At 50.0% G+C, this 17,178-nt stretch carries 16 protein-coding genes; 13 read left to right on the top strand and 3 right to left on the bottom strand.

Features of this window, described 5'->3' with window-relative positions:
* Position 1: 1 nt before the first annotated feature.
* The 5 genes from ccmD (at position 2) to ACJJH9_RS06150 (ending at position 3,898) form a co-directional block, all read left to right on the top strand.
* Positions 2-226 (top strand): heme exporter protein CcmD, encoded by a 225-nt coding sequence (gene ccmD / locus ACJJH9_RS06130; protein ID WP_252085317.1) that lies wholly within the window; start codon positions 2-4, stop codon positions 224-226.
* An 82-nt stretch (positions 227-308) separates the two neighbouring features.
* Entirely contained in the window at positions 309-758 is a 450-nt protein-coding gene (gene ccmE, locus ACJJH9_RS06135; RefSeq protein WP_252085318.1) for a cytochrome c maturation protein CcmE, read from the top strand.
* Positions 755-2,740 carry a heme lyase CcmF/NrfE family subunit gene (locus tag ACJJH9_RS06140; protein WP_444924643.1) on the top strand — a complete coding sequence of 662 codons (1,986 nt, stop codon included), beginning with the start codon at positions 755-757 and terminating at the stop codon, positions 2,738-2,740. Before ccmE ends, ACJJH9_RS06140 begins: the two co-directional genes overlap by 4 nt.
* A 17-nt stretch (positions 2,741-2,757) precedes the next feature.
* Positions 2,758-3,342, top strand: a complete 585-nt coding sequence (locus ACJJH9_RS06145; RefSeq protein WP_444885463.1) for a DsbE family thiol:disulfide interchange protein — start codon at positions 2,758-2,760, stop codon at positions 3,340-3,342.
* Positions 3,305-3,898, top strand: a complete 594-nt coding sequence (locus ACJJH9_RS06150) for an IMPACT family protein (RefSeq protein ID WP_444924644.1) — start codon at positions 3,305-3,307, stop codon at positions 3,896-3,898. Before ACJJH9_RS06145 ends, ACJJH9_RS06150 begins: the two co-directional genes overlap by 38 nt.
* 56 nt (positions 3,899-3,954) lie before the next feature.
* On the opposite strand, the gene ACJJH9_RS06155 is transcribed toward ACJJH9_RS06150, so the two are convergent.
* Positions 3,955-5,166, bottom strand: coding sequence for a CaiB/BaiF CoA transferase family protein (locus tag ACJJH9_RS06155; RefSeq protein WP_444924645.1), 1,212 nt, complete (start codon positions 5,164-5,166; stop codon positions 3,955-3,957).
* Between the two features lie 185 nt (positions 5,167-5,351).
* Between ACJJH9_RS06155 and ACJJH9_RS06160 the strand changes: the two genes are divergently transcribed.
* The 3 genes from ACJJH9_RS06160 to ACJJH9_RS06170 are packed head-to-tail and all read left to right on the top strand — an operon-like array spanning position 5,352 to position 7,329.
* A complete protein-coding gene (locus ACJJH9_RS06160) occupies positions 5,352-6,212 on the top strand; it encodes an HpcH/HpaI aldolase/citrate lyase family protein (protein ID WP_444924646.1) in 861 nt (286 codons plus the stop codon).
* Between the two features lie 45 nt (positions 6,213-6,257).
* Positions 6,258-6,785 (top strand): MaoC family dehydratase, encoded by a 528-nt coding sequence (locus tag ACJJH9_RS06165; RefSeq protein WP_252085324.1) that lies wholly within the window; start codon positions 6,258-6,260, stop codon positions 6,783-6,785.
* Positions 6,786-6,810: 25 nt separating this feature from the next.
* On the top strand, positions 6,811-7,329 hold the full coding sequence (locus ACJJH9_RS06170) for a MaoC family dehydratase (RefSeq protein ID WP_444924647.1): 519 nt from the start codon (positions 6,811-6,813) through the stop codon (positions 7,327-7,329).
* Between the two features lie 43 nt (positions 7,330-7,372).
* On the opposite strand, the gene ACJJH9_RS06175 is transcribed toward ACJJH9_RS06170, so the two are convergent.
* Positions 7,373-8,107 carry a 4'-phosphopantetheinyl transferase family protein gene (locus tag ACJJH9_RS06175; protein WP_444924648.1) on the bottom strand — a complete coding sequence of 245 codons (735 nt, stop codon included), beginning with the start codon at positions 8,105-8,107 and terminating at the stop codon, positions 7,373-7,375.
* 214 nt (positions 8,108-8,321) lie between these two features.
* Positions 8,322-9,005 (bottom strand): glutathione S-transferase family protein, encoded by a 684-nt coding sequence (locus ACJJH9_RS06180; RefSeq protein WP_252085327.1) that lies wholly within the window; start codon positions 9,003-9,005, stop codon positions 8,322-8,324.
* Between the two features lie 614 nt (positions 9,006-9,619).
* Between ACJJH9_RS06180 and ACJJH9_RS06185 the strand changes: the two genes are divergently transcribed.
* From ACJJH9_RS06185 to ACJJH9_RS06205, 5 genes are all read left to right on the top strand, one after another.
* Positions 9,620-10,630, top strand: coding sequence for a tryptophan--tRNA ligase (locus ACJJH9_RS06185; protein WP_444924649.1), 1,011 nt, complete (start codon positions 9,620-9,622; stop codon positions 10,628-10,630).
* 89 nt (positions 10,631-10,719) lie between these two features.
* Positions 10,720-12,294 (top strand): AbgT family transporter, encoded by a 1,575-nt coding sequence (locus tag ACJJH9_RS06190; protein WP_444924650.1) that lies wholly within the window; start codon positions 10,720-10,722, stop codon positions 12,292-12,294.
* A 438-nt stretch (positions 12,295-12,732) separates the two neighbouring features.
* A complete protein-coding gene (locus ACJJH9_RS06195) occupies positions 12,733-14,937 on the top strand; it encodes a TonB-dependent siderophore receptor (RefSeq protein WP_444924651.1) in 2,205 nt (734 codons plus the stop codon).
* 38 nt (positions 14,938-14,975) lie between these two features.
* Positions 14,976-15,614, top strand: a complete 639-nt coding sequence (locus tag ACJJH9_RS06200; protein WP_444924652.1) for a hypothetical protein — start codon at positions 14,976-14,978, stop codon at positions 15,612-15,614.
* 46 nt (positions 15,615-15,660) lie between these two features.
* Positions 15,661-17,169, top strand: a complete 1,509-nt coding sequence (locus ACJJH9_RS06205) for a PepSY-associated TM helix domain-containing protein (RefSeq protein ID WP_444924653.1) — start codon at positions 15,661-15,663, stop codon at positions 17,167-17,169.
* Positions 17,170-17,178: the final 9 nt, after the last annotated feature.

Consider the following 17,178-nt stretch of genomic DNA (forward strand, 5'->3'; position numbering starts at 1 on the left):
AGTGCAGTTTCAATTTGCCAATTTTGCAGACTTTCTGGCGATGGATGGCCACGGCATTTATGTGTGGATTTCCTTTGCTGTTACTTTTGCGGCTCTCGCAGCCTTAGTACTCTACCCACAGTTGGCGCGGCGGCGTCTACAGCGGGAGTTGCTTAAGCAGCAGCGCATTGCACAGCGCCGGCGCAAGGCTAAGGCGCAGCAGGCAGATATGGAAGAGCCAGCCTAGCTGGTAATCGATAGGGTTTTTCGCCCGGTGGCTACTGTGGCCGGGCAGATAAGATCAAAAACTTATGGAGTTCACCTAAACAATGCATCCCGTACGCAAGCAACGTCTGATCCTGGTACTTGTTCTGGTCGCCCTTTCCAGTGCCGCCGTAGGTTTTGTCACCTATGCGATGCGAGAAAATATGGATTATTTCTATGCTCCCAGCGCATTTGCCGCAGGTGAGGTGCCTTTTGAGAAGCGCATCCGCGCCGGTGGTTGTGTCGTACCGGGCAGTGTTCAACGCGCGGAAGACAGCCTGGATGTTCAGTTTGTTATTACCGATGGTGAGGCGGAATTGGCGGTCGTGTTCGATAAGATTCTGCCGGACCTATTTGCAGAAGGTGAAGCTGCAGTGATTAGCGGGCAGCTGATGCCCAGTGGCGTCTTGCGTGCCGATCAGGTACTAGCCAAGCACGATGAAAACTACACGCCTCCTGAAGTTGCGGAAAGCATGGTTTCCCACGAAGGCTGCACCGATGGAGCGAAGATATGATCCCTGAACTGGGCCATTTTGCGCTGATAGTCGGCTTGCTGCTGTCTCTTGCGCTTTCGATATTGCCAATAGCAGGCAGTTATAGTGCGCGTCCCCTGTGGATGGAGGCCGCCAGGCCACTGGCCTTGGGCGTCTTTGCGTTTGTTTTTATCGCTTATGTCTGCCTGACAGTCGCTTTTATCCAGAGCGACTTCACCGTTAACTATGTAGCGCAAAACTCCAACAGTATTCTCCCGATTTACTATAAGGTCACCGCGGTGTGGGGTGGTCACGAGGGCTCTATTCTGCTGTGGCTGTTGATCCAGGCAGGCTGGGCTGCGGCTGTGGCGCTATTTGGCCGCCAGTTACCGCCGGAGCTGCTAGCGCGAGTGCTTTCAGTGCTGGGTGTGGTACTGATCGGCTTTTTCCTCTTTATTATATTGACGTCTAATCCCTTCGATCGCACTTTGCCATTCCCGCCCATGGAGGGTTCCGACCTGAATCCGCTGCTGCAGGATCCAGGGATGATTTTCCATCCGCCTCTATTGTATATGGGCTACGTGGGATTCTCTGTCGCCTTCGCTTTCGCCATTGCTGCGCTCTTGGGCGGGCATTTGGATGCGGTTTGGGCTCGTTGGGCCAGACCCTGGACGGTAGTCGCCTGGGCTTTCCTCACTCTTGGAATCGCTCTGGGTAGTTGGTGGGCCTATTACGAATTGGGCTGGGGCGGTTGGTGGTTCTGGGACCCTGTGGAGAATGCCTCGCTGATGCCCTGGTTGGTGGGCACCGCACTAATGCACTCATTGGCAGTCACGGAAAAGCGCGGCTTGTTTAAAAGCTGGACTATTCTGCTGGCAATTTTTGCATTCAGTTTGAGCTTGCTGGGCACCTTCCTGGTGCGCTCCGGGGTAATTACTTCCGTGCATGCTTTCGCCACTGACCCGTTGCGCGGTAGTTTTATCCTCGGATTCCTGGCGGTGGTTGTGGGGATCTCCTTGCTGTTGTTTGCGCTGCGCGCGCCAGCAGTGAGTGCTCGCAGTGTATTTTCCTTCCGCTCACTGGAGACCTTCCTGCTCGGTAACAATATCCTGCTGATCTTGATTATGGCGATGGTGCTGACTGGCACTTTATATCCGCTGGTGGCAGATGCCTTGAACCTGGGCAAAATCAGTGTTGGCCCTCCCTTCTTCAACCTGTTCTTTGTGCCCTTGATGGTGGTGCTTTGCCTGCTGCTGGGGATGGGGGTGCGTGCGAACTGGAAAGACAGCCGCTGGGACAAGCTTCTCAGCGCCTGGCGCCTGCCATTCCTGGCAGCCCTGGTGGTGGCTCTGGTTTGGCCTCTGGCCTTTGACCATTACCACTGGGGTGCGGTACTCGGCCTCTTTATTGGCGCCTGGGTATTTTGCGCGAGTCTTGCAGATATCGTTTCCAAAACCCGCAATGCCAAATCTTTTGTCGCCGGCCTTAAGCGTCAGCGCGCCAGTTACTACGGGATGCATCTTGCCCATATAGGCTTGGCAGTGGCAGTGCTGGGGGTAGTGTTAACGACCGTATACAGCGTGGAAGAAGATTTGCGTATGGGTGCTGGCGACAGCCATCAGGTGGCTGGCTACGACTTTGATTTCGGTGGAGTACGCCTGGCACAAGGTCCAAATTACCGTGCTTTCGAGGGCGTGATTCATGTTAGCAAGAATGGCAAGCCGGTTGCAGAGTTGTATCCGCAGAAGCGCAATTATTTCTCTGGCGGCAACACGATGACCGAAGCGGCAATTGATACTGGCTTATTCCGTGATATTTACGTTGCCCTCGGCGAGCCATTGGACCGCAGTAATCCCAGTGGGGATTGGGCCGTGCGCCTGCAGTACAAGGCCTTTGTGGTGTGGATTTGGTTGGGTGCCCTGCTAATGGCTATTGGTGGTGGCATTGCCGTGGCGGATAAGCGTTATCGCAAAGCTAAGGCGGCGCGTGAGGCATCTCTCAGCGGTAATTTGGCGGCGGCCTAAGTTTCGGGAAGAATTAAATGTCGAGATTAAAACTGTTTTTACCCCTGATAATTTTTGTGGCCCTGGCGCTTTTGTTTTGGCGTGGTTTGTTTTTGAATCCCCAGGAAATGCCTTCGGCGCTGCTGAATAAGCCAGTGCCGGAGTTTTCCCTGGAAAAGGTTGCTGATAACAAGCAAGTCATGCAAAAAGGCGACCTGCCCAAGGGGCCGCACCTTCTCAATGTTTGGGCCACCTGGTGTGTGGCCTGCCGTGTTGAGCACCCCTACCTCAACGCCCTTGCAGAGCAGGGCGTACCTATTATTGGTGTTAACCTCAAGGACGATGATTCAGCGGCCATAAAATGGTTGGATAAATTTCACAACCCCTATCTCTTTAGCGTTGCCGACAGGGACGGGCGCCTGGCCCTGGACCTGGGCGTCTTTGGTGCTCCAGAAACCTTCCTGGTGGATGCCGAGGGCACTATCCGTTGTAAACACGTTGGCATCGTGGACGATAAGGTGTGGCAAACTAAGCTACAGCCACTTTACGAAAAACTAAAAAGCCAGCACTGGGACGCATTTGCCGGTGACCTATCAGATTCCCTCATCTCCCGTTGTCAGTGAGACTGAAGAGAAGAAAAGCCGTTTTATCTGTTGGTTGGGACCAGTAACAGATAAAACGGCCTTTCAGCATCAACTCAAACAAATTCGCCAGCAGTACCCGGATGCCAGTCATCACTGCACGGCGTTGATTATCGGCAATCCCGCCAACCCCACTATGATGCAAGCCGATGATGATGGTGAGCCCGGCGGTAGTGCGGGGCGCCCAATGCTGGAGCTGCTCCTCAAGCAGGGTGTTGGCAATGTGGGCGCTATAGTGACCCGCTATTTTGGTGGAACCAAATTAGGGGTTGGCGGCCTGATGCGTGCCTATCGGGGGTCGGTGGGTGCTGCTTTACAGGCTATGCCTTTGGAGAGCTTTGTGCCGTTACAGCAGGCTTCTGTATGTTGTGATTTTGCCCAGGAATCTCGCTTGCGTTTTCTGGTGGCCCGTCATCAGGGCAGTTGCGGCCAGGCGGATTATGCCAGCAAGGTAACAGTGTCTATTTCTTTACCGCAAGATCAATGGCAGTCCCTACGAGAGCTGCTGCTAGCGGAGGCATTTGAGTTTAAGGACTAATTTTTCCAGCTTGCTCGAGGTGTTTAAACAATCCCGAGGAAGCTGAGCTATTTGGGCTAGATGATACCTTGTTTAGCGAATTTTCCGATCTCTTCGGCTGAGTAACCCAATTCTTGTAAGATAGACTCATTATCTTCCCCCATATGTGGAGCTCGCCGGAATTCTACCGTTTCATCTCCACAGTGTATTGATGGCGCCAGGATTTTGATCTCGTTGCCCGCATCGCTAGTCATGGAGCGAATTCTGCCGGTTTCCGTAACAAAAGGATTATTCAGGGCTTGCTCTACATCATAAATAGGAGCTGCAGGTACCCGCCCGGTTAATATCTTGAGCCACTCTGTTGTAGTTTTTTTTGAGAAAACTTTGTCCAGCTCTGTCGTTAGGCTGTCGCGGTGTTTTAAGCGCGCTTTAAAGTCAACAAATCTTGGGTCTTGGCACAGCTCTGAGTGCCCTACGGCATTGCACAGCTCAACCCAGAATTTTTCCTTATTGCACATCAAGTAAATCCAGTCATCTTTGGTGGTGTATAGCTGGCAGGGGGTTAGGGAAAAGTGTGCAGAGCGAGGCGGTCTCTGTTGATTGTGACCGGCATTTAATTGCCACATGGCGACGTAACAGAGGTTATACAGCGCGTTATCAAATAAACTGACATCTATATCGCGGCCGCGACCCGTTTCCCGGGCGCTGAGGATGCCGGATACCAGGGCCAGAGCCATAGCCACTCCCGTAGATAAGTCCACCAAAGAGAGCCCACAGCGTGTAGGGGGGCTGTCGGGTTCTCCTGTTAATTTGAAATATCCCGCCTCTGCTTGCATGGGGTAATCATAACCGGGCCAAGTTGCCCTGCTTCCACTCCTGCCATAGGCCGTAAGGTGGGCACACACAATTCGTGGATTAATTTTTCTTAAGGCTTGGTAGGTGATGCCTAGCTTTTCTGGGACATCGCCGCGAAGGTTACAGCTAACTCCATCGGCAGTGGCAATAAGTTTTTGCAGTATCTGCTGTCCCTCCTCGGTTTTGAGGTTGAGTGACAGGCTTTTTTTATTGTGGTTAAACCCTTGGAAAAATAAGCTGGTGTTATCCTTGTTTTCCTCCTCCTCTTCGCCTTTTACAAAGTAAGGGCCAACTGTCCGGCCTACATCACCACCCTGAGAGACATCTTCCACCTTGATGATTTCCGCACCTAAATTGGCCAAATAGAGTGTGCCAAAAGGACCGGCACCATATTGCTCTACAGCAACTACGCGTACGCCTTTCAGGGGGAGCATAGAGCGACATTCCCGGTGATTTCTATATTGGTGAGTGCAAGTTTAGGTTAGATAAAAAGCGTATAGCGGGAAGGTTCTTTGCATAGGCAAGGTTATTGCTAAATCTAATGTACCTTTTATTTTAAAGCGGAGGTCGGCTGCTACTATGCATGGGTACTTGAACGGTCGGGGAATGGGTCCAATAAGTGAATACTACTGCCATGTACTTAAAGAAGAGTTTTCTTTGTCGCAGTATTTTATTTGTGCCTGCCAGCCGACCGGATAGGTATCAAAAAGCCTTCACGAGTGGCGCAGATATAGCCTGCGTAGATTTAGAGGATGCCGTCGCCCCAGAGTTTAAAAATGTGGCGCGACAGAATGTAGCAGAATTTTTTCCACCTCCAGACACTCAATCGTCCTTGAGAGCGCTGCGTATCAATCAATTGTCATCAGAGGCGGGGTTAAGAGATGTTTTGTTACTGTTGGGGCAGGGGCCAAAACCAGATATTGTAATTCTCCCCAAAGTGGAATCTGCCGAAGAAATCACCTGGTTTAATGACTTGTTGGCGCCAGTTGAGCAATCAATCGGGCTTTTGCCGCTGGTTGAATCGGCAAAAGGCCTGCAGAACAGTTTGGATATCGCTAGTTCCGATAATGTAATGGCCATTGGTTTTGGTTTTGCAGACTTTTGCGCAGAAGTGGGGGCAGATATAAGCTGGGAATCTTTACGTTATGCTAGGGGGCGTATTCTACAGGCTGCGGCATACGCGAATATAGATGCTGTGGATGGCCCATATCTGGATCTAGAGGATCTTGAGGGTTTGTTACAGGAAACCCAAAATGTAGCCGCATTAGGTTTTCGTGGAAAAATAGTTTTGCACCCAAGGCAAATCGACCCTGTTCACCAAGGGTTTTCCCCCACAGAAGAAACTGTGCAAAGAGCGCGAAAAATCGTACAGGCGTTTAAAGAGAATCCCAGTGGCGTAGTGGTGGTTGATGGGCGCATGGTGGATCTACCAGTGGTAGAACGGGCGAGAAAATTGGTTACCTTGGTAGATAGGCAGTAATTCAAGCAGGACTACTGGTATTAATGCCTAAAGCAGAGGGCTCTTATGGATCGATATCGTTTCCCCGCGTATATTTTTCTTGGCAATAATCGCTACCGGGAGCGTTATGGTTTGGATTTCGAGGATTTTAAGGTGGGGCAGGTTTTTCGTCACCGACCGGGGGTGACGATCAGTCAGCAAGATAATGTCGAAGAGTGTGTGAATACTTTTAACCAGGCGATGATTCATTTTGACGAGTACTATGCCGAACACACCGAATTTAAAAGACCTCTCATTAATACAACTCTGATCGTTCAGCGTTTAATGGGTATGATTTGGAAAACTTACTACCGTCGCAAGAGAATTGTTGAGTGGGGTAGTATTGATATGCTGGCTCCGGTATTTGGAGGTGATACTTTATATGCCGAGAGTGAAGTGCTGTTTGTCGGTGCCAATCTGAAAGATTCAGAGTCTGGCCTGATTGAGATTTTACTGAGCGGCTCCAATCAAAAACAACAAAAAACTTGTGAGATACGTTGTACCATGCTGCTTTACAAGCGAGAACATCTGCCATTTTCCGCAAAAAATTATTGATTACTATTTTGCTTGGGAGAAAGTTGTGAAGGATTCGTTGCATTTTCTCAGGGAGGTTGAGCCAAATACCTATATCGAAACCTGTGGCGTTGACTTTGAAGATTTCGAAGAAGGGCAGGTATTCGAGCACCGGCCAGGCCATACTTTCTCTGAGGCTAGCTGCTTACGCTATGCGCGCCACTCTTTTGATTTGAGCCCTGGATATTCTGACCAACGCTACGCTCGTAGAGTTTATGGTGACAGAGTTAGAGTGCCTGAGACCTTTGTTTTGAGTGCAATGGCTTTGACAACCCGGACATTTGGTAAAGTGGTTGCCAACTTGAGCATGGTAAATTGCAAAGTGGATGCGGTTTACGCTGGAGATACTTTATATTTGGAGTCGGAAGTATTGGGTAAGCGAAAATCCAAATCACGCCTCGATCAAGGTTTACTGCATGTTAGTTCCCGTGCTCTCAACCAACATGGTGCCTGCGTATGTTCTTTTGAGCGTAAGCTATTGATCTATCGACGCAATCTTGGGCCCTATGAAAGGGCTGGATATTAACTTCGATACAATCGAGATGCTCCAGATTCTTGTCCAAGAGCGCCTACAAGAATTCCTGATGTTCAACCAGTGTAATAATGCCCTCCCTGTGGGACCTATAGGTCCCTGAAAATAGCTGCCCTTTACTGACAGCGATACACAGATCGCGCTTGATAGTTAATACTAATTTGTGGTTTTTAGAGTCAATATGCACTATTTCGGCATCGAGAAAATCGAAGTATTGCTTAACAGTAGGGTAGAGTGCCTTAAATAAGCTCTCTTTAGTAGAAAAGGCAATGGTCATCCACTGTCGGAAGGGTAACCCGCTTCCACTAAGGAGGATTTCCTCTGCTCGGTTGATTATATGGCTTTTTATTTCATTCGCAGTATTTATAGCGATTGTCGGCTCATAATCAATGCCTAGGGCCTGTGGCTTATTATTTACGGCACATATGGCAAGGTTATCCGCATGGGTGATAGAGCCTGAGATATCTGCTGGCCATAGAGGGCTTCGGTTGGGGCCAATGGGTATAGGTGTGTTAATAAGCCCAAAATAACTTAGTGCAAGGTGCGCACAATACCTGCCCGCAAGGAATTCGGCTTTGCGTTTTTTATAAGCGTGGGTGATTTCAGATGGGAATTGAATACCCAGCTTTGAAAACAAATCATCCTGATAATTGTCCTGGTCGAATTGGCATTCCAGTACCAGGCCTGAAAAACTCAGGGGCTCAATGGATGAAGCATCTGTAATAAATCCAAATTTATAGTTTAAAGGTGCTTCTTGCTTGGTGTGTAACATTACGGCTATTGGTGCTTGTGGCTGCTGCCTCTACCTGCTTGTAGAGTGAGTTTTACAAAGTAAATTTTTGTAAGACATTCTGCCATAGAGCAGTTGCCGATGCAGCTGTACTTGGCTGCACCGGGGCATGTTGTATGAATGACTATGCTCCAGAACTAAAAATCAGTAATTTTTATGGGAGCCGGATGCATCTAATTAAAAAAGCCAGTAAGGGCTATTTTTGGCGTAAATCTGCCACAATCGTTCCAAAACTCCGTGCCTCCTCCTCATGAGCGGTCTCCCTCCAGGGTTCTTGAATCGCATCCGCTATCCACTTTTGCATTGAAGGAAGATTGTGAATCAGCTCAATATACTGCTTCGCGGTTTTGCTAACAGGTAAATGATAGTTTTTGGCCCTAATTGTTACTGGAGCAAAGAAGGCGTCGACAGCGGTAAATTCCTCGCCAGCCAAAAATGGTCCGCCGAATCTCTGGATACCTTCATTCCATAACTCATCAATCCGCTTGATATCTTTTTGCAGGGGCTCTGAAATTTCATGCAGCTCAACGCTTAGGCCGCAGTTCATTGGGCAGATATTTCTCAGCGTAGAAAAACCAGAATGCATTTCTGCGGAAGCGCTGCGTGACCAGGCACGAGTAACTCGCTCACTCGGCCAGACCTGCGGGAAGTCTTCGGCAATGTACTCAGTAATTGCTAGGGAATCCCAAATCGTCACGTCTTCTGTTTTCAGACAGGGCACTTGTCCGGTTGGAGAGAAGCCGTGAAATTTTTCCCAACTGCCGCCTTCCTCAAAGGTAACCAGCTTTTCATTAAAAGGTATCTCCAAATGGTGCATCAACAACCAAGGTCTAAGGGACCAGGAGGAGTAGTTTTTATTTCCAATAAACAATTGATACATAAGCTTCCTCTATATGTACTTTTGGTGTTGGAGGCATGGTTGGAGAGCGGTTTTTGGCTTCCATCATCGCCGGACGATATTTGATCAATATCACTGCCTGAGGAATAGTATCCTCATAATTGCTATCCGCTGCGATTGGCCTGAAGGCCAATTAGCGCTAACTTTGCGCCAATGACGTTTTCTTTGTGGTTTAGTCGGAACGTGCAAGGAATTTGGTTATTAGGAGTGGAGACCAGCATGACAGGAAAGGGGGAGACTTTACACGTAGACATATTGGCACACAGTGAGGTTGCACAGGTTGAATTGGGGTGTCCTACATAGAAAGGCGCTGGAGTCGGTGAGTTATCAGCCCAGCTGGTCGGTTTTGAAAGTTGCACCACTCTTCGTCACCACTTTCGCAGAGCCTTCGGGGTTTCAGTCAGTCAGTACCGCGGGAAGTTTTCTGCTGAAGTCGGGTTCTCTGGTGTTTTGGCGTTAGGGACAGCGATATACGTACTCCGGTATGGCTGGAGCAAGGCCTGGAAGTGGATGCCTTCGGCTGATACAACCTCGGGCGCGAACAGGTTATGATTCCTCCTCTATTGCCTGAACTCAGTACGGAAAACGAAGGATTTATGAGCAAACAGCGCGTATTGACCGGTATCACGACCACCGGTACTCCCCATCTGGGTAACTATGTTGGTGCGATTCGCCCGGCCATCGCCGCAAGCCAGGACGAGAACAACCAGTCTTTTTATTTCCTGGCGGATTATCACGCGTTGATTAAGTGCCAGGACCCGGAACAGGTGCATCAGTCCACCTTGGAGATTGCGGCAACCTGGCTGGCGCTGGGATTGAATACAGATAATGTGGTTTTTTATCGTCAGTCGGATATCCATGAAATCCCCGAGTTGACCTGGCTGCTTACCTGTATGACTGGTAAAGGCTTGATGAATCGCGCCCATGCCTATAAGGCCGCCGTGGATTCCAACCGTGCAGATGGCGAAGACTCCGATTTTGGCGTCACCATGGGGCTCTATAGCTACCCGATCCTAATGGCTGCAGACATATTGATGTTCAATGCCAACAAGGTGCCGGTGGGTAAAGACCAGGTGCAGCATATTGAGATGGCCCGCGATATCGCTCAGCGCTTCAATCATCACTATGGTGAGCATTTTGCCCTACCTGAGGCGGTAGTGGATGACCACGTGGCTGTTCTGCAGGGACTGGATGGCCGCAAGATGAGCAAGAGCTACGGCAATACCATCCCCTTATTCCTGCCTGAGAAAAAACTGAAAAAGCATATCAACAAGATCAAGACCAATCTCTTGGAACCGGGCGAGCCCAAAGACCCAGAGACTTCCACGGTTTTTCAAATTTGGCAGGCATTTGCTACTCAGGAGCAAACTGCTGAAATGCGCAGGGCCTTTGCAGAGGGCATTGCCTGGGGTGAGGCCAAGAAGCAGCTATTCGAACTGGTCAATGGCCAGATTGGTGAGGCGCGTGAACGCTATAACGCTCTGCTTGAGAACCCCTCCCAAATTGAAGAGGAGCTGGAGAAAGGCGCAGCCAAGGCCCGTGCCTACTCGGCACCGTTTATCGAGAAGTTGCGTCACGCGGTGGGTATTCGCAAGATTGGTCAGTAGTCATTTTTACAACGTGGGGAGTCACTGATAAGAAGTTCTTCCCACGCCTTTCACTCTAATAATAAATAACGAAAGTACAGGGTTTCGATATGGAAAACGTTCAGGCAGGCCCCACTGGGGGCGATGATGCCAATAACAAAAATGGTTGGATCAACCGGGCTCTAAATTTTATTGAGGTCGTGGGTAATAAACTGCCCGACCCCGCGGTGCTCTTCCTGGTATTGATGGTGGTCATTTGGGTGCTGTCCTGGCTGCTATCTGGTGTGAATTTCGATACTTTGCACCCAGCCACGGGAGAAGCGATTCAGGTAACCAATCTTCTCTCCAGTAGTGAGCTGGCCCGCTTTCTCTCCAGTATGGTGACAACCTTTACAGGCTTTGCGCCTCTCGGCGTCGTGTTGGTGGCTATGTTGGGTGTGGGTGTCGCGGAACAGAGTGGCTTTATCAATGCAGTGTTGAAAAAGCTGCTGGCGATAACTCCACAGATGCTGCTTACCCCCATGTTGATTCTGGTGGCGATTGTCAGTCACACCGCAGTGGATGCTGGCTATGTGCTGGTGATTCCCTTAGGTGGTGTGATTTTCTATGCGGCCGGTCGTCATCCACTGGCGGGAATTGCCGCCGCTTTTGCCGGCGTGTCAGGTGGTTTCTCGGCGAACTTTGTGCCCTCGGCAATTGATCCCTTACTCCAGGGCTTTACTCAAACCGCGGCACAGATCGTTGATCCGGAGATGCAGGTCAACCCGCTTAACAACTGGTTCTTCACCTCTGCGTCCTGCCTAGTGGTGACCATGTTGGGCTGGTGGCTGACCGATAAGGTGATCGAGCCCCGCTTGAAGAATGTTGCCATTGATGGCGATAAAGAAGATATGCCGGTAATGCAGGAGCTGGGCGCCCGCGAGAAGAAGGCGATGTACCTGGCAGTTACCGTAATGGTTGCCGGTATTGTTGGCCTTATCGCTTGGATGTTGCCAGAAACCTCCGCATTGCGCGATTCCCAGGGGCAGCTCGCCTCCTTTGCTGCGCCGGTGATGAAGTCTATTGTGCCGCTGATCTTCCTGTTGTTCATTATCCCGGGAGTCGTTTTTGGGTTTGCCGCTGGGACTTTCCACAAGAGTAAGGATGTAATTGATGCGATGTCCAAGACCATGGGTTCCATGGCCTATTACATCGTGATGGCCTTTTTCTGTGCGTTGTTTATTTCCGAATTTGCCCGCTCAGGCCTAGGTACTTTGTTGTCGATTGAGGGGGGTGGTCTACTGGCGGCTATGAACCTGCCGGGCCCGATCACCCTGATGGGGATTATTGTACTGGTGGCGTTCATCAATCTGTTTGTAGGGTCTGCCTCCGCCAAGTGGGCGTTGCTCTCCCCGATTTTTGTGCCCATGCTGATGCAGATTGGATTCTCTCCGGATCTGACTCAGGCGGCTTACCGGGTTGGTGACTCCTCCACTAATATCATTACGCCATTGATGCCTTACTTCCCGCTAGTAGTAGTTTATTGTCAGCGCTATGTGAAGAGTACAGGTATAGGTACTCTGGTATCTATTATGCTGCCTTACTCGGTGGTGTTCCTGATCTGCTGGACGTTGTTCCTCGTTCTTTACTGGAACCTGGGTATGCCTTTGGGTCTGCAGGCCAGCTATACCTATCCGACGCCTTAGCAGTTGGCTCCGGTGAGGGTTAATCCGCGCTGGAGCATAAAATTATTTTACCTTCGGAGGTGCCCGAGACTCAGGGCGCCTCACCTCCCGTGAAGTGCCGGTTGAAAATTAACCGAACACCTTCCAACCGGCTCTTCACGCCCCCGCCAAAATGTAAAAATATTGGCTAATTTCAGCTCTTTACTGATTGGCTGTATTAATCAGCTCCACCGGGCCTAAGGCCTTCAGCATATCTCTTTTACTGCGCCAGTTACGTTTGCACTCTTGGTTTGGGCCTGTTTGTTTACAGGCCTTTGACTCTTGGGTGAGTTGCACTAGTAAAAAAATGTTCTAATAATGTTGTAAGTGATAACGATTCCTATTAAGATCCGCGTCATCAAATGTCGGCAGCAGTAGCTGTGGCAACAAAAATCTTCCAATGATTGTTGAGGGATCCCCATGGGCACCGCTCGTTTCCAAGGTTTACGCCAAAACTCCTCTCCTGTTATCTCCGGCCTTAGCCGTTCTCTGTTGGCGCTGGCTGTTGCTGCAGGCAGTTCAACAGCTTTTGCTGCCGAAGATAAAAATGAAATTCTTGAAGAGGTTAACGTAACCGGCGAGTTGAACCTGTCCCGCCAAACTTCTATTGGTAAGCAAGATATTCCGGTTGATGAAACACCGTTCTCTATCTCTCTGCGCGATAAAGACTTCTTCGATGTTACTGGCTCCAAATCTGTGCAGGATATCCTGCAGTACTCTGCTGGAGTGAATGGCGGCTTGTTTGGTGTTGATGCTCGCGGCGATTGGTCTACCGTGCGTGCTGTTGACCCAGTCATGTTTGTCGATGGACTAAAAACAACCTTCGGTAGCTATACCGGCTCACGTGCAAACCTCTACGCTTTTGAGCGCGTGGAAATTCTTAAAGGGCCGTCTTCAGTCCTTTATGGGCAGGGTTCTACTGGAGGTATTGTCAACTTGGTTTCCAAACGCCCCAAAGAGGAGTTTGGTGGTGAACTGATGGTGCAGGGCGGAGACTATGATCGTAAGGTAATTGCTGGCGATGTCACCGGAGCCCTGGATAGCGATGGAGAGTGGCTCTACCGCGTAGTGGGTTATGCTCGTGATGCCGATGCTCAGGTTGATCATGTCGATGACGACAGCATTCTGCTTATGCCTTCCATTTCCTGGCGCCCCAGTGCGGATACCGAAATTACTTTCCTGGTGAACCATCAAGAAGAAAACACAGGTACCACTGCGGCCTTCTTGCCTTGGGGCGGCACCATTGTTGATAACGTAAACGGTGAAATCCCGACCGATACCTTTATTAGTGAGCCAGGTTGGGATAAGTACGACACGGAACAAACCGCTTATAGCTTGTGGGTTGATCATCGCTTAAACGATAGCTGGGGCATCAATGCAGGCCTCCGTTATTCAAAAGGGGATGTCGACTACAACTCAATGTATGCTGACTACACTCATGATCTGCGCTTACAAAAAGACCTTCGTGAAGTGTCGCGCACTGTCTATATGAAAGATGCGAAAAGCGATCTTTTGATTTTTGACCTGCGCTTATCAGGCGAGTTGACTACTGGTGCTTTTGAGCATCAGATTTCTGCAGGTATTGATAGCCAGAATGCAGAAATCGATAACAGCATTCTGAGAGTGCGAGGCCTCGGTGGCGACATTGATATTTTTGACCCGGTTTATGGTTCTGTACCAGAAGGACTGGAAGAGCGGGATAGAGAAAATACCGATGTCAATGCTGAGCAGGTAGGTATTTATTTCCAAGACCAAGTTAGCCTTGGTAACTTTATTTTTAACTTGGGCTTGCGTGAAGATAGATTATCATCGAGAACACAAAGTAATGTTGCTAAAAATGTAAGTGGCAAACAGAGAGAGACGGAACTCACTAAAAGATTTGGCTTAATGTATGCCTTCGACAGTGGTATATCGCCTTATGTTAGCTATTCAGAATCTTTTGAAGCTGTTTTAGCCGATCCGAATAGCCAGGGTGGTACCTACGAGCCTGTTAAAGGGGAGCAAGTTGAAGCCGGTATTAAATACCAGCCAGAAGGTACTAATATCCTGATGACTGCTTCTACTTTTGAGATTAAGCAGAAAAATCGCTTAACTTACGGTCTTGACGGATCTTTCCGACAAATCGGTGAGGCGCAGATTGATGGATTTGAGCTTGAGGCCAGTGGACAGTGGGGCAATCTGACGCTAGTGGCTAATTACAGCCAGATGGATACTGAAGTGCTAGAAAGCAGCAATCCATTTGAGGTTGGCACTGAGATCGAGACTGTACCTGAGGAGCAATTCTCTCTCTGGGGCAACTATGACTTTAGTGAGTGGGTTCCCGGTCTAAGCGTTGGGGCAGGTGCTCGTCATGTTGGTGAGAGTTATACCGGTATTGATAAAGTGCTTCCACTTTATGCACTTTATTATGGTGGCCTTCCTGCTGGCTCAGCAGATTTTCCCACAGAAAATCCATCCTACACCTTATATGACGCAACCATCGGCTACACCCTGGAAAGCTGGAAATTCCAGCTCAATGTGAAAAACCTGACCGATGAAGTTCACACCACCTCTTGTTTGAGCCGTGGTGATTGCTTCTACGGCGAGCGTCGCTACGTGACTGCTGAGGCACGTTACACTTTCTAAGTTAGAGTAGACTGGGAGTTTGTCCGCAGGGGGAGTCTGTGGGCAAGCTCCCTTTTTTGCGTTTCGCTATCGGGCGGGAGCCGAAATCTCCCAGTGTGATATTTATGCCGAGTTCCTTCTATTTTATTGCCGGACTGGCCACTATTTTTGCCATTGCCGGTATTTTTAGTCTCTATTCAGCCTGGCTGCGTAGCGGCTCCCAGCCGTTGCGCCGCTGGAGTGGCTGGGGCCTGCTGTTGCTATCGGCATTCGCTTGGAGTGCAGTGGTGGGGGTGGAATATGGTGTGAGTATTGCCACTCTCCTGGCCATGCTGGTCGCCCTGACCTTGCTCGCATTAAAAGGTGATTGGCCGAGCGGCCCCCCTCGGCAGGAAAAACAGAGATCGGGCGGGGCGGCATCCAATGAGGCCTTGCTGCAATTATGGCTGCGAGGTGTTTTACGTTTCCTGGCTATCGCATTGTTACCAACAGCCAGTGGTCTTTTGGCCGGCCTTCTTTATTTTGGCTTCACCGGGTTTGGTGAGAGTGCCCGTCTTGTAGGGGGCGCTTTTGTTGCCGTTATTGTTTGGACCCTGGCGATGGTTTGGTGTAGTGCGGATAAGAAATTGCTGCGCCCCAGTGCAGCGCTAGTAGTTTTTTCACTGGCGAGTGGCTTTGCCGTAATGCCAGCGGCGTAAGCTAATAATGATTTTGAGATCAAAGAGACCTCACTAGGAATTCAACGTGAAATTTTCTCTAAAGCCAACCCCTGCTTTTGTGCGTGATATGACTGACGGACATTCAGTTCTCGGTCTGGCCATTTCCACTTTGCTCTATATCGTTTGTGTCAGTGGAACACTTGCGGTTTTTTACAATGAATTTGAACGCTGGGAGCAGGCTTCAGAGCTGGAAAATCTCGATGTCAGTCCCTCTGTATATCAGCTTGCCACTGAACAGGCGGTTGCCCTGGCGAAAGAGCAAAACGAAGAATTTGAATCAGTAAAATTTACCATCCCCAACTCAGATATGCCCAGGTTGACTGTGGAAGTGGGTGATATTGAGCGTTATGTCGACGAGGATGGTTCTTTGCTGGGTGAGGTTCAGCACGAGTGGACGCACTTCCTCGCCTATTTGCATTTTGCACTAAATCTGCCCTTGGGGTTGGGGGTTCCTCTTGTAGGCTTGATCGGTGTATTGATGACCGCACTGATTATCTCTGGATTATTGGCACACCCGAAAATCATTAAGGATGCTTTCTCTCTGCGCCTGGCGGGTTCAAAGCGTTTGCAGCAAGTGGACTTGCACAACCGGCTGGGTGTCTGGGCTGCACCATTTCACCTGGCGATCGCTATTACCGGCGCTTTTATTGGGCTTTCGCAGGTTGCGGCTTTTGCAATTGCTGGTGTTTTCTTTGCTGGGGATACCGAGAAGGTTGAGCATATGTTGTATCGCGAGCACCCGGTGATGAAAGAGAATGCCGCACCGGTGCCTCTTCCAGATTTTGCTGAGATTCTTGCGCAAATGGAGCAGATCGCACCCGGTGAGGAACGTACTAAACTTGAGGTTGCCTTCCCTGGCCGCGAGGGGCAGGTAGTGGAGGTTTGGACGCGGGTTCCCGAAAAGCTGGTTTGGGGAGAGCGTTACCACTTTAATGGGGATGGCAGCCTGATAGAAAAAGAGGGTTGGTCTGAAGGTGATGCCGCCAAGCAGGTATACCTCTCCACATTCCGTCTGCACTTCGGGCATTTCTCCGGCTTCCCAGTAAAAATTGCCTATTTCTTACTGGGCATTGGCATGTGTGTGCTGGTGGTTTCAGGTATTAATATCTGGTTGGTGCGCAAGCGCCAGCGGGGTCAGCCAGCGGTGCGCCTTGAGCGTATTTGGATGGCTCAGGTCTGGGGAATCCCTTTTGCTATTGCATTCAGTGCTGTGACTTACCTGGCCTTTGCTATTCCTGCCGCTCAGGTATTCTGGTTGACCACAATCGTTTTAAGTGTGATAGCTGCTTTTGTGGGGACTGTTGTCGGTTGGTCTATGTTGCTCCGCGGAGCTACCACCGCAGCCTGCATTCTGGCTGTGGTTGTTCACGCTTCCCTGTATGGGGCGGATTCCTTTGTGAGGGCCTCACTGGTTGCCAATGCTGTGTGGCTGCTGATTGCTGCAGGTATCGCGGCCTCCTGCCTCTATACCTGGGTGCGCCACCGGGATGGCGCCTTTGCTTCCACTGTTGGTGAGGCAGTTGGAAGTAACTAAGCTGGGTAT

Source organism: Microbulbifer mixtoriginis (SeqCode), assembly GCF_052466715.1.